We start from the raw sequence: 12,891 nt of genomic DNA, 5'->3' as shown, positions 1-12,891 counted from the left end.
CAAGGAGCCGACCCCCCTAGAAGGAGTGATCTGGGAGGTCGGCTTATCTTTTTATGCTGGGTGGGAACCGGTTAAAGGCAATGGCGCACGGTAAGCTATTTTCGCTTGTGCGGCTGAAATCATATGGTCTTGCACCATGCTGTTTAACACCTCTAATTGACGCTTCTTGGCGAGACGAAAATGAACGAATGGATCATAAAGGGAGGGGGCTTGGGGGAGTCCTGCGAGCAAAGAAGCTTCGGGGAGAGTCAATTGACTTGGTGCAATGCCAAAATAGTTTCGAGCGGCTTGCCCAATACCATAGGCGTGATCGCCTAAGTACACTTCGTTCATATACAAAGTCAGGAGAGTCTTTTTGGAATAGAGTTGGGTCGCCATCAGCGACAATAAGACGCCCGTGATTTTACGGGGAATGGTTTTGACAGGCGACAGCAGGAGATCGCGAATGAGCTGCTGGGTAATGGTGCTCCCCCCTTGGGTAAAGGCATCGGTCTGCAAATCGACCCAAGCTGCCCGTGCAATGCCTTCAAAAGAAATGCCCCAGTTGGTATAAAATGTCCGGTCTTCGGTGGCAACTAAAGCCTTGGAGAACCATGGTGATATCTGATGGAATGACGTCCAGGGGGCGTGGGCTTGGCGTAAACGCTGCCGGGTCAGTTGCGGTAGATGCGTGAGGCCAGACCAATTGGCACTGTAAAACAAGGTCAAGCCAACAATCACCGTGGCAGCCCCGACCAGTATCCACCGACCTTTTTTGGGAGTGGCGGAGTGATGGGAATCTGGGGAATCCGCCGGTTTTTGATGGAGCACCGCGATCCCTCCTCTAACATCAGCTTAGCTTCTCTATAGTATACCCCGCGGTGCATGAGAGGGATATGAGAGGTCCCAAAGAAAGTGCCAGGAATTGCCTTGTCCATGATTCGACGGATGAGTCAAATTGGGGAACTTTACTAGAATTCTCAAGATCAAAGAGAGCATGTTTGACCCCTTTTTCGGTCAAGCTTTAGGATGAGGTGGTTAACATGGTTCACGGGAAATTCAAACAATGGCTGTCAAAAAGTTTGGTGGTGACCATAGCGCTCGCGCTATCCGGGTGTGGTTTAGGGGCTCGTGCGGCAAAATCCGGAAGCCAAGCGCCGTCCAAGTTACAGGTGGTAGCATTTTGGGCCAATGATGTGTCGACGCCCTTGACCTATCTCTACAGCCATCCGCACGCTATCACAGACTTAGCACCTTTTTGGTATTCGGTGGACGCGTATGGCGGGCTGAGTGCTCATGTTAATACGACTATATTGCAGCAGGCACAAAAGGCGCATATTCCGATTACTCCCCTGGTCAATGACGGGACAGGCACACAGGCTTTTTTGGATAATCCAGTGACACGCGTGGCAGCGGCGCGCAATATCGCGGACATGGTCGGCAAAATGCATTTTCAAGGAGTGAATATCGATTTTGAGCCCGCCCACACTCGCGTGGTCAATCAATTATCGGGGTTTATGATTGACTTGCGTGACTTCCTGCCTAGGTCCGATACGATTACCATCGATATCGTGCCGCATTCGGGTGGAGCCTATAATTACGGGGTCTTGGGTCGGGAAGTGAACCAGTTTATCTTAATGAGCTATGATGAGCATGATGATGGGAGTTTGGAAGGACCTGTGGCAGGCATGCCGTGGGTGGAGAATATCTTAAAGCGGTTAATGACCGTGGTTCCGGCATCAAAGATTGATCTAGGCATTGCCCTTTATGGATATAGTTGGCCCATTGGCAGCACGAATGCCCAAACGATTCCTTATAATGCCGTTACTCCTACCATGGACCAGCATGCGGTGTGGAGTCAACAATATCAAGAAACGTATGCGCGATATGACACGTCTTCGGGGCCGCGTATTGCGTGGTGGGAAAGTTTGCAAGGCATGAATCAGAAAATTCTTTTAGCGAAACAAGACCATTTGGCGGGGGTGGCCTTGTGGCATATCGGGTATGCCAACAACGCCGTGATGCAACTCCTGTTGCATCAAATTGGATCACAGCCTTAGCTTAGTCGCCAAACGACTAACATTTTGGCAGATTATGAAAGGATTTTTAGGGGGAATGTCGAATAATCATGATAGAGAAACCAAGTCCTTGGGATGTGTGATTTGGTTTCCCGCTGAATGAACCGCGAAATATTAATTGCCCAAGCTATGCGTGTAGCTTGGGCGAATTTTTTTGTCGAAATAGATCCCCTTGCTTTATGGACAAGATAGTCCTAAAGCAAGCGGGGGCGGTGGGACACGTGGCTAAAAATCACCAATTTTGGTCGGACAATGTTGTGCTAGGATTTTCGGCCTTGCTGGTTGGGGTATTCAATTATTTATATCATGTGGTTCTGGCGCATGTTCTAGGTCCCCACAAGTATGGTGATTTGACAACCTTTCTCAATGTTACAAGTTTCTTAGTGATGCCGGCATCGGTGGTGGTGCTCATCTATACGCGCTTGGGCAAACGGCCGCGCTCAGCAGGGCAACGAGATGCATGGTGGTTGTGGGGAATTGGTGTTGTCTCGTGGGCAGCGATTTGGGTGTTTGCCGGGCCCTTGTCCCGTACGTTTCATGTTAGTCAGCTGTTACTTATCATTTTTACCGCAGAAGTGGTACCCAGCCTCGCTTTGGCGGCGAATACCGGTATATTGCAAAACGCCCGCAGGTATCTCTTAGTGGGCGCGCTTGCGGTATTAAACGGGCTCTTTCGCGTTGTTGCCGCGAGCAGTGCATTGTGGCCCGTTTATCGTTTGGTGGTAGTGGGCGGACTAGAAGGCGCGGCGGCGTGGGTGACGTGGGTGGTAAGCCGCCGGATGGTACGCACCGTGCCTGTCCAAGAAGAGGCAACCGGATTCGGTATGGTAACGGCCACGGGCGTCGTCGCGGTCATCAATGTGTTATATGCGATTGTCGATGGACTGGCGGCCAAATACGCATTACCGCCAGAGATTGCGGGCCAATATACCGGTATGGCTATCATGGGGCATAGCATTGATTTTGTGTCGGGGAGTTTGGCCACGGTGATGCTTACGGCCATGTTATCCGATCCCAGCCACCGCTATTCATACTTGGGATTGACTGTTGCCGTGTATGGGCTCTTAGCGGGGCTGGCCCAGTGGATTTTTATTGCACACGGCGCGCGATTGGTGATAATGATATTAGGCCCTCGTTTTCTTGCGATTGCGCCATGGCTCCCGTCTTATGATTGGGGCATGATAGGGCTTGGACTTTTAAATATCGCGATGTTTTACTCGATCGCCCAAAGCCGATGGGAAGTCATCACGACAACAGGATGTGGATTGCTCGTATGGACGTGGACGCTCGTCCACGATCATACGTTGCGCGCCTTTACATTGAGTACGGCCCATATTCTGGTCGCGACCGTCGCGGCCACTGCTGTGGTGATGGGGGTCACGCTGGTCGTCAGTGGGTATGGGCGAGTAGGTCGGGAAGGGCCTGAAGTTCCGTAATTTGTTCACGACGTAATGAGAAAGGTTGGACAATGTGCTAACAGTCGGAGAGGCATTACATGGGGCGGCAGTCCGCCATAAAAACAAACCGGCGCTAATTTTTGGGGAGGAGCAGCTTAGCTTTCAGGAATTAGATTTAAAGACTAATCGTATTGCGCAGGCACTGTTGTCCTTAGGATTGACCAAAGGTCAGCGGGTGGGACTGCTATTGCCTAATGGCTTGGATATGGCCGAAGCCTATTTCGGTCTCGCTAAGGCGGGGATCATTGGGGTACCGATTAACCTTCGCTGGACACCAGAAGAAATTCGCTATGCGTTATTGGATAGTCAGATTAGCCTCATCGTGGCGGACAAAGATTTTCTGCCCGCTTTGAGCAGTGTGGAGAGTTTGGTCCCGGTCTACTATACCCATCTCGACGATGCCAGCCCGGCTCGCAGTTGGGAAAAACTCGTGGCGGCGGCCCCGTCTGAGCCGGTCCGGGTGGACATTGTGGAAGATGATGTGTGGGTGATTGTCTACACTTCAGGGACGACGGGCAAACCCAAAGGAGCTGTGAGGACCCATATCAGCAACCTGATGATTGCGTTGACGTTGGTGGCGGAATTGGGGATTTCCTCCGAAGACGTGGGCCTAGCGGTCTTACCAATGTTTCATGTGAACTCCTTGTGGGTCGTGACGTTGTCTGCGATAATCGGGGCGACCTGCGTCATTTATCCCCACCGTGCCATTCATCCGCAGCATATCGTCGAGGAAATGAATCGGCACCGCGTGACCTATACGATGTTTGTGCCGACCTTGCTATCCTTTTTAGCCGATGCGGTTGAAGCAGGAAAAGTCGACACCGAAACCTTACGGGTCATTCTTACGGCGTCCGCTCCGCTGGATAGTACCTTGCGTGATCGGATTTTGCGGGGATTCTCCCAAGTGCGTCTCTACGATATTTACGGCTCAACAGAGTACGGGGCGTGTTCTGTGATTCGACACCGCTTAGATGGACCGTTAGGATCGGTGGGATATCCCGTCATCGGACAAGATATCCGGATTTTGGATGAGCACCGGCAGCCGCAACCGCCTGGCGTCATTGGTGAGGTATTCGTTAAAGGGCCATCGCTCATGAAAGAGTATTGGGGTAACCCTGAGGCGACCCGTGAGAGCTTCACACAGGACGGCTACTTAACCGTTGGGGATATGGGCTATTTAAGTGCGGACGGCTTATTGTTTTTAGTGGATCGCAAACAGGACATGATTATTGTCGCGGGAGAAAATGTTTATCCGGTCGAGGTGGAGGAAGCGTTGTTACGTCATCCCGACTTGGGGATGGCTACGGTCTTTGGGGTGCCCGATCCGAGGCGAGGCGAACGCGTGGTCGCCTTAGTCGTACCGCGCAGTGGGCATAACGTCGACGTGGAAAGTTTATATCAGCTGGCCAAAGAGCAATTAGCCGATTACAAACGACCCTATATTATTGAGGTCGTGGAAGAACTTCCCATCGGGCCTTCGGGCAAAGTGGTCAGGCGTCAGGCCAAAGAGGGCTGGTTGCAGCGGCATCCTGAATAACGGGTCAACAGGTCGAAGGATGTCGCATGCAGCCTTCGACCTGTTGGCTTAGGATGAGGCCTTTGAGGATTGAACAGCATTAAGCCACTCCACCACGAACGGGGCGGCGAGGAGCGGGATGCCGGAGTGGTCGGCATCCACGGTATTATGCGTTTTGGGACCATGAGCCATGGCAAAGAGCTGGGCTGCGCTTGAGGGGGGAAGCTCCTTGTCGCGGCTTCCACTGACCAGCAAAAAGGGACGGGTGGCTAATTTCTCTAGAGCTTGAGGCAAAGCTTTGTCCATGGCGAGTCCGACTTCGACGGGACTGGCGCCGTCAACCCATGCCCATCGTTCTAAATAATATTGGATCACTTCGGGATTAGGGCGCATGACCGTGACGGGATATCCTAATCCTAAACTTGCCACTCCGACCGCGGCAGGGTCCAAGCTGCCCGCCACCAATGCGGCTGCAGCGCCCATGCTGTGACCAATATACACGGGAGGTGCGGGGGAGGTCAGCTGCCGATGCGCGTCGAGTGCCGCTTGCACGGCCATATCAAAGCTGATCAACGATCCGCCGCTGGCACCCAACTTATGGCCTGGAAGGTCAATTGACACGACAGGATACCCCGCTTTGGCCAAAGCGGTCGATACGGGGTCCATGAGGTGTTTCGAGGAGCTATAGCCGTGGATGACAATAGCCCGAAAAGGTGCAGGGACTCCGTCTTCAGGACCATATCCGAGTCCTCGGATCTCTTGTCCCCCGGATTTAAAATGTACCGGAAAGATTTTCACCCTCGTGCCTCCTTTCTTTTCTACACAATCATCATGGGATTGCTGGTTCATTTTGGACTATATCAAAGATATGGCCTCGTGAGAACACAAGGTCGCCTACGTAAGGTTTAATCCGCCATCTCCCCTGACGACCTCGCGCGTAAGATAGGTGGAATTGGCCAGCATGAGAGCGATTTCAGCAATTTCCATGGGGGACGCACCCCGTTGCATAGGGGACTTGGCACGCCACAAGTCATGGACTTCTTGCCAAGCGTGCGTCATGGGCGTGTCCACTAGACTTGGAGCAATGGCATTGACTCCGATTTCCGGAGCCCGTGTGACCGCGAGCATTTTGGTCATGTGATTTAGTGAGGCCTTGCTTATGGCATAAGGAATGGAGGCCTTTTGGCCTAAGACCCGCATGCGACGAAATGTTAATGGCATTCGGCAACGATTCCTTGAATTTCGGGCCATAAGACCATAAGACAAGTAAATCCGCCGACCAATTATAGGGGGTTGGTCCGTTGCACACCCCGATTGCCCAACGTAACACATAGGCGCGGCTGCGACTCGCTCTGGAAAGTGGGGGCACAAGGACGGTCGTGCTGGTTCGCCGACGGGTGGATGTTAGTCTATTCCATGGACACCACGAACTCGATGATGCTCATCTAATAGAATGAGGTGATCATCATGGGTATGCGGTCTATTTGGGATTGAATTTATGAGACTCCAAACGGATCGTGATAAAGGCCGCCCGCGAGGGGTGAAGTTTACGCATCCCCGGTGCATCGTAGGGGTGTGGGCAAGAAGCGGACGTCCTTGCCGTATCCTTCGATTGTAACGGCCTAGACTAAACCTGCGTTGCCCGTTGCAGAACGTATGAAAACGAAGTATTCTAAACATGATAGAAAGATGCACGGCACCCGGGTGGGTGACCGGCACCGTGCAGAGCTCCACGTCTGCGATCGATAAACAAAGAGCTAGAGACTCATCGTAATCCGCCGGGCTGCTCTCCCGCGCGGATTACTTTTTGCGACGCCGAAACAGCCAGCGTCCCATCAACCCAACAAGGGCCAAGGCCACGGGTGCGGTCAGGTGGAGACTCATCAGCACCACCTCCTTCCGGTTCTGCTCGCGCAAAGAGGCGGCAGATCGCAGACGTGGCACGCCGGGAGGAGGCCGATCGGGGCACAAGAGCCCGCTCAAAATAAGTATATCGCCCATCCAGCGGATGGGCTAGTCTCACCGCCTGCAGAAAACTCTGTTCGAAATGCCACAGCGCAAGAAGATCAGTTTCTAAAATACTGGACAAGATATCGTTCGGGTACTGGGCGTTTCGCTCCGGGGTGGATCTCGCTATTATTCAGCAGATTTTGAACCTCAGCAGTCCGGGCACCACGCTGGCCTACATTGGGATTCGTCGGGAAGAGCGGGATGCAGTGTACTTGGGGTTGAATTTGTGAAGAAACAGAAGGTATCGTGATAAGGGCCGCCCGATTCCGCGACAGAGAAGGTGACGTCACGCCCGTGTCGTGCCGATTGGTGCTCGAGACCGGGCGGATTCTGCCGTGTCACGATGTGGATGTTAGTCTAAATTGTGGACACCTCGTATTGAGACAAGATGATACAATAATGCTCAATTGAGGTGAATCCGATGGCCAATCCATAGGATCGCGCGTTTAAAGAACAAGCGGTTCAACGCGTGTTGACCCGACAAAAAAGTGGCGCGCGAACTGGGCATTCCCAGCAACACGTTGTATGGGGGGATTGCCGCCTACAAAGCCGACCCGGTCGAACCCTTTGTCGGGAAGCATCTGAAAGCGGAAGACCAAGCGCTGCGCCTGGTCACCAACGATCGGAAGTCATCGTTCCGTTCATTCATGCACACCGTTTCCCCGTCTCCATCACGCAGAGGTGCCAAATCCTCGACGTTTCGCGAAGCGGGTCTTAGGCGTGGCGCCATCGCCCTCCCAGTGCTCCAGCGCAAGTTCGGGCCCGGCGGGTCGAACGGATTCGGGCGGTGTTGACCGCGTCAGGGGAACGTTACGGCAGCCCTCATTGACCTGACGAAATTCCGAACCCGGGCAGAAGCGGAAGTTGCGATCTTTGCCGATATCGAGATTTTTTATAATCGGCAGCGCGTCCATAGCGCCCTAGATTATCAGACTCCAGCCGAGGCTGAGGCGGCATATCAAGCGTGATCGGGATAATGTCTCCATTTTGGGTGTCCATTTTATTGACATAGGTCCAGAAGGCTCTGAGCGCCATCGCAAGACGGCGGTGAAATCGGCCTCAGCGAAGCCGGAAGTCAGCTTTGAACCTGTTTAGTTAGGTTTGAGTAGGACCGATGGAACGGAAATCTCTTAGAGGAGAGCAATTCAATTCTCGAGGACGATGCAAAAATTCGGCCTAAACGCCTGGTTAGGGACCGTCCTAAGAAGGAGGTCCCCTCTCACAGGATTAAAGACGGGAAGCCGTCAAAGCTTGTTGAAAATCCTGAATCAAGTCCGCCGCTGACTCGAGTCCGACGGAAATGCGTACAACATCGGGTGTGATGTGCCGCTCGGTGCGTTCTTCTGGCGTTAAAGCGGCGTGGCAATGCAGTTCGGGCAGAGATACAATGGTTTCTGTGCCCCCAAAACCTGCGCCTACGCGAGCCAAGGCGAGATGTTCCGCCATACCAGGAACCTGTTCGGCATGATGCAGACGAATCGTGAGCATTTGCCCGAAACCGCGCATGGTATCTCGGGCTACATCATGTCCGGGATGACTGGGTAGTCCAGGGTAATAGACCGTGTGAACATCTTGATGGGTCAAGAGAAATTGGGCCAGTAATTGGGCTGTCTTTTGCGCTTGCTCCATGCGTACGGGTAATGTATGCAGGCCACGCAGGCTCATGTATGCATCGTCCGGAGACAAGATAGCGCCACACGCATTTTGGATGAAGTACAGCTGTCGTCCTAAATCCTCATCTTTGGTGACGGCAACGCCCGCGGTGATGTCGGAGTGCCCACCAATCATCTTGGTTGCCGAGTGAATGACAATGTCGGCGCCAAGGTCTAAAGGATTTTGTAGGTACGGCGTAATAAACGTATTGTCGACCAAAACCAATAAGCCATGACCGTGCGCCCATGTCGAGACCCGAGCGATATCTGTCACATGTAGGAACGGATTACTAAAGTTTTCCACTAAAATGGCTTTGGTCTTTGGCGTTAATGCGGCTTCTAGGGCGTTAAGGTCTTCGGTATCGACATAGCTCGCATGAATGCCAAATCGGCTGAATACGCCGCGTAAGACGCGCTGTGTGCCTCCTTGGCAGTCTCGCGTGACGAGGAGATGATCGCCTTGAGAAAACAGCATGAAAGCCGCCGTCAAAGCGGCCATGCCCGAGGAAAAAGCCATACCGCGGCTCCCGTGCTCAAGGCTTGCCATGGCCGCTTCAAAAGCATGCCGGGTTGGATTGCCCGAACGCGCGTAATCATACGTTGGGGGATTCCAGGGATCGGCTTGGTGATAGGTGGTGGCACGATAAATGGGAGGCGTAACCGCCTGGGTGGCAGGGTCAATCTCCTGGCCGGTGTGAATAAACTCCGTCTGTTTGTGTGGCATCATAGACTCCTTTGACGCATCTAGGATAGGGAGTTGAGCGCTTGGTCTAAGTCGGCCATGAGATCATCCACATGTTCAATGCCGACGGATAACCGCATGAGACCGGGAATAATACCAAGTTGCCAGCGGACTTCTTCGGGCAACTCCCTATGGGTTTCATTAAAAGGATGAGTGATCAGGGATTCCACTCCCCCAAGACTAACGGCCGGCAAAATCAATTGCAAAGCGTTCATAAAGTCAATGTAACGATTAGGATCGTCCAAGACAAATGAAAGCATGGCCCCGGTTCCAGAAGCCTGACTTTTTTGCAAGGCGTCTTGTTCGGGACTATTGAGCCCAGGGTAAAAGACGCGTTGAACCCGGGGATGACGTGCGAGAAACGCGGCAATGGCGGCAGCATTGGCTTCTTGACGGTCCATCCGAATAGCTAATGTTTTGAGGCCTCTGAGCAGTAACCACGCATCCCACGGGCCCAGAATGCTTCCGGTGGCATTGGTGAGTTCGTTGAGTTGCGCATAGTCTTCGGCATAACGACAGACCGTTGCCCCGGCCAAGACATCATTATGGCCCGCCATATATTTGGTCGCGCTATACACCGCAAAATCAGCCCCTAAGTCTAAAGGCCGCTGGCGAACCGCGGTCATAAACGTATTATCAATAGCCAATTTGGCACCATGGGCATGGGCCATTTCCGCAAGAGCTCGTAATGGACTGACTTGCAATAAGGGGTTACTAGGGCTTTCCGCAATAACAAGACGCGTCGTGTCCGTAAAGGCGCGCTCGACCGCATCGAGTTGGCGCGTGTTAACCATCGAGGAGCGAATGCCAAATTTTGCAAAAACATCTACCAATAAGCGATAGGTCCCCCCATAGGCATCGTCAGTGACAATCACATGATCGCCTTGGTGGAGCATGTGCACCAAAGCCGTGAGAGCAGCCATGCCGCTTCCATATAAAAGAGCGCCAGCACCTCCATCAAGACGGTTGATAGCCTCTTGCGCGCTGTGGCGGGTTGGGTTTTCGGTCCGGCTATAGTCGTATTGGCCAAGGTTCTCACCCGGATGCTGATACGTCACCGTTTGATAAATCGGGGTGCTAACAGATCCATATGCGAGATCTTGTCCGACGCCGCAGTGAGCAGCAAGAGTTTCAGGATGCCACTGAGGGCTCCTCATATGATGCACAAAAATCGTCCTTTCTGGGGCAATATCAGCCGATCAAGAAGTGAGAAAACGATCCAAAATATCACGGGCATTTTCATGGCGACGGCTTTCTTCCAATAAATAATTGAGCACGTCACGTAGCCAGGCGTCTAAGGGAATACGGTCCGTCTTTAATACGACGTCGTGCACGATCTTTTGCCGTTCGGGAAGCAGTTGACCGCCCTTGGCACTAAGTTGGTAGCGTACATTGTCAAAGGTTAGGGTGATCGACTTAATGGATGACGTTTTGGAGAAGAGGCCCGACTGACGAACCACCCGCACGTTTTCGGGCAACGACGCCTCCAGCTTATGCGCCAAGACGGTCATAAGCATTGGGACGTCATGGCGGACATCCTCCAGTCCAGCCGCGAGAATCTCAAAAGACATTCCCGCATTATCATCCATGTGGCACGCCTTCTTTCTCCTGCGCTGTCGGTTCACTAATGCGCATGGCCTAAGTATTGTGGACAGGTAGTCCCGCAATCATCACTCCTATTTTCAGCGAAGATGGGGCTGTGTGCAAGGCACGAAACTCCTAGACGGAGGATTTTTGTATAGAAAGAATGGGCGAGAGGTAGGGGAAGGAGAGCAAGAGCTCCCGCCGCATTAAGGGCAGCGGGAGTCGCTTAATGGAAGACGTGATGCCACAAGGTCAAGGCCGTGTGGCTGATTTGCATAGCAGCAAAGGTTAAAAAGGAGCCTAATATGGCGCGGACTCCTTGCCATGACTCGAGACTGCGCTGGGCATCCCCTAAGGTGTGGATGAAAAAATTCAACTGCCATAACAAGACAGAGCCGAGAACGGCAACAATGACGACGAACCAACGGAACACATGGCGGCGGCGAGCTGGTTTAGAGTCGGAATCCAGCACGCTGTGGCGCCGTTCTTTGGATAAAGACGAGCCCGATGACGACATGGTGCCACCTCCTATGGATACTCTATCATCCATACCAAAAAATGGCAATTATATTATTTTATGCAATGTCTCTTGACCATTTCGCGACGCCATGGTATTTTGCTTACAATTCAATAAGATTTACTTCTTATCCAGAGTGGTGGAGGGACTGGCCCGATGAAACCCGGCAACCCCCATAGGGTGGGTGCCAATTCCGGAAGAATACGGATTCGTATTCTTTAAGATGAGAAGAGCTAACGCCTCTTCTCTAAGTAGGCGTTTTTTTATGGTTGGATGTGCCGGGCTCTGTCTGGTCCACGCCACGCGTCCAGCTTCATTTCCTCAACGACTTTGATGCCGGTGAGATCAGAACAGGGGAGAAATTATATAATGAAGACAACGATTATGGGGTCTTATCCGAAAATTCCGGCGGGTCCGGGGCCGAGTGTCCGGACTGCTATTCAACGTTTCGAAAAAGGGCAAATCTCGCCGGAGCAACTGTACTCGACCTATGAAAGTGTTGTAAAACGGGTCGTGGACTTAGCCGCTGATGCACAGTGTGATAGGACCACAGATGGCCAGATCCGCTGGTACGATCTCTTTGATCCCGTCGTTCGGGACTTGGATAATGTGTACAGTGCGGGTCTACTGCGGCTGTTTGACAACAACTTTTACGTACGTCATCCGGTCGTCACAGGTCGCCTACAATATCAAGGGGGAACGCTAGCGGCATGGAGTCGCGAAGCGGCCTCTTTATCTCGTATTCCCGTGACAATTGTCCTTCCGGGCCTCTTTACCTTTTTATCTATGGTGGAAGACAAAAATTACCACAATGAGGAAACGCTATTAAGTGACTTGGTTGATGTCATGCGGTTGACCGTCCGTCACCTCGCTGATACGGGTATTGTTGAGGTGCAGTGGGATGAGCCGGCGCTGGCGCGCTATGCGGATCGTTGGCCCACAGCGTTCGTTCAAGAAGCGTACCAGAAGCTCCTAGCGTTGGAAGGACCACTGGAGCAGTCGTTAGCTCTGTATTGGGGACCCTCGTCACCGTGGCTGGACACGTTGGCAGCATTACCCTTTGCGCGGCTATCTTTTGATGCCGTAAGCGAACCGGCCATTCTTGATCGCCTGGCGTCTCACACCCTGCCTGCTTCAGTGGGCGTGGGAATCATTGATGGGCGCAATGTGAGAATGGAAGATGCTCATCAGGTGGTCGACATCTTGGAACCGGTATTGCGTCGCCAAGGTTCTGATCGGGTTTGGGTACACCCCAACTGTGGATTGGAATTTTTGCCTCCTGACCGGGCGGCGGCGAAAGTACGTCTTTTACAGGACCTCAAAACCCTGATCAACGGTTAACCGACAGAAAGGACA

The 12,891-nt window shown here is 52.7% G+C and carries 13 protein-coding genes, 1 pseudogene and 1 riboswitch; of the genes and pseudogenes, 6 read left to right on the top strand and 8 right to left on the bottom strand.

All coding sequences use genetic code 11. From position 1 onward, the window contains the following. Positions 1 to 51: 51 nt before the first annotated feature. Positions 52 to 810: a transglycosylase domain-containing protein gene (locus CO251_RS16465; RefSeq protein ID WP_242968663.1), complete on the bottom strand. Its 759-nt coding sequence runs from the start codon at positions 808 to 810 to the stop codon at positions 52 to 54. Positions 811 to 1,022: 212 nt separating this feature from the next. On the opposite strand from CO251_RS16465, the gene CO251_RS16460 reads away from it, so the two are divergent. The 3 genes from CO251_RS16460 to CO251_RS16450 all read left to right on the top strand — a co-directional run bounded on the left by CO251_RS16460 (position 1,023) and on the right by CO251_RS16450 (position 5,051). Next, a complete protein-coding gene (locus tag CO251_RS16460) occupies positions 1,023 to 2,039 on the top strand; it encodes a glycosyl hydrolase family 18 protein (protein WP_103376892.1) in 1,017 nt (338 codons plus the stop codon). Positions 2,040 to 2,278: 239 nt separating this feature from the next. Continuing rightward, positions 2,279 to 3,493 (top strand): capsular biosynthesis protein, encoded by a 1,215-nt coding sequence (locus tag CO251_RS16455; protein ID WP_103376891.1) that lies wholly within the window; start codon positions 2,279 to 2,281, stop codon positions 3,491 to 3,493. A gap of 34 nt (positions 3,494 to 3,527) precedes the next feature. After that, positions 3,528 to 5,051 carry a class I adenylate-forming enzyme family protein gene (locus CO251_RS16450; protein ID WP_103377006.1) on the top strand — a complete coding sequence of 508 codons (1,524 nt, stop codon included), beginning with the start codon at positions 3,528 to 3,530 and terminating at the stop codon, positions 5,049 to 5,051. A 48-nt stretch (positions 5,052 to 5,099) separates the two neighbouring features. On the opposite strand, the gene CO251_RS16445 is transcribed toward CO251_RS16450, so the two are convergent. The 3 genes from CO251_RS16445 to CO251_RS17960 form a co-directional block, all read right to left on the bottom strand. Continuing rightward, positions 5,100 to 5,828 (bottom strand): alpha/beta hydrolase, encoded by a 729-nt coding sequence (locus CO251_RS16445; RefSeq protein WP_158246401.1) that lies wholly within the window; start codon positions 5,826 to 5,828, stop codon positions 5,100 to 5,102. A gap of 96 nt (positions 5,829 to 5,924) precedes the next feature. Next, positions 5,925 to 6,251, bottom strand: coding sequence for an SDR family oxidoreductase (locus tag CO251_RS16440; RefSeq protein WP_207654699.1), 327 nt, complete (start codon positions 6,249 to 6,251; stop codon positions 5,925 to 5,927). A gap of 579 nt (positions 6,252 to 6,830) precedes the next feature. After that, on the bottom strand, positions 6,831 to 6,920 hold the full coding sequence (locus CO251_RS17960; protein ID WP_304465930.1) for an MYXO-CTERM sorting domain-containing protein: 90 nt from the start codon (positions 6,918 to 6,920) through the stop codon (positions 6,831 to 6,833). Positions 6,921 to 7,528: 608 nt separating this feature from the next. Between CO251_RS17960 and CO251_RS17875 the strand changes: the two genes are divergently transcribed. Then, positions 7,529 to 7,834 carry a hypothetical protein gene (locus CO251_RS17875; protein WP_158246400.1) on the top strand — a complete coding sequence of 102 codons (306 nt, stop codon included), beginning with the start codon at positions 7,529 to 7,531 and terminating at the stop codon, positions 7,832 to 7,834. A 42-nt stretch (positions 7,835 to 7,876) separates the two neighbouring features. Further along, positions 7,877 to 8,008 (top strand): annotated as a pseudogene (locus CO251_RS17870) (IS3 family transposase); the annotation flags it as partial. A 259-nt stretch (positions 8,009 to 8,267) separates the two neighbouring features. On the opposite strand, the gene CO251_RS16430 reads toward CO251_RS17870, so the two are convergent. From CO251_RS16430 to CO251_RS16415, 4 genes are all read right to left on the bottom strand, one after another. Further along, positions 8,268 to 9,419: a PLP-dependent aspartate aminotransferase family protein gene (locus CO251_RS16430; RefSeq protein ID WP_103376889.1), complete on the bottom strand. Its 1,152-nt coding sequence runs from the start codon at positions 9,417 to 9,419 to the stop codon at positions 8,268 to 8,270. A 17-nt stretch (positions 9,420 to 9,436) separates the two neighbouring features. After that, complete coding sequence (locus CO251_RS16425) at positions 9,437 to 10,591, bottom strand: PLP-dependent aspartate aminotransferase family protein (RefSeq protein ID WP_103377004.1); 1,155 nt, start codon at positions 10,589 to 10,591, stop codon at positions 9,437 to 9,439. Between the two features lie 42 nt (positions 10,592 to 10,633). Further along, positions 10,634 to 11,023 carry a hypothetical protein gene (locus tag CO251_RS16420; RefSeq protein WP_103376888.1) on the bottom strand — a complete coding sequence of 130 codons (390 nt, stop codon included), beginning with the start codon at positions 11,021 to 11,023 and terminating at the stop codon, positions 10,634 to 10,636. Positions 11,024 to 11,244: 221 nt separating this feature from the next. Then, positions 11,245 to 11,535 carry a hypothetical protein gene (locus CO251_RS16415; protein ID WP_103376887.1) on the bottom strand — a complete coding sequence of 97 codons (291 nt, stop codon included), beginning with the start codon at positions 11,533 to 11,535 and terminating at the stop codon, positions 11,245 to 11,247. Positions 11,536 to 11,659: 124 nt separating this feature from the next. Further along, positions 11,660 to 11,765: riboswitch (SAM riboswitch) on the top strand. 139 nt (positions 11,766 to 11,904) lie between these two features. Here CO251_RS16415 and CO251_RS16410 point away from each other — a divergent pair. Further along, positions 11,905 to 12,876 carry a synthase gene (locus CO251_RS16410; protein ID WP_103376886.1) on the top strand — a complete coding sequence of 324 codons (972 nt, stop codon included), beginning with the start codon at positions 11,905 to 11,907 and terminating at the stop codon, positions 12,874 to 12,876. The last annotated feature ends 15 nt before the right edge of the window (positions 12,877 to 12,891 follow it).

Origin of the sequence: Sulfobacillus sp. hq2, from assembly GCF_002903155.1 — a bacterium.
GTDB classification, from domain to species: domain Bacteria; phylum Bacillota; class Sulfobacillia; order Sulfobacillales; family Sulfobacillaceae; genus Sulfobacillus; species Sulfobacillus thermotolerans.
This window is presented reverse-complemented; position numbering and strand designations above follow the sequence as displayed.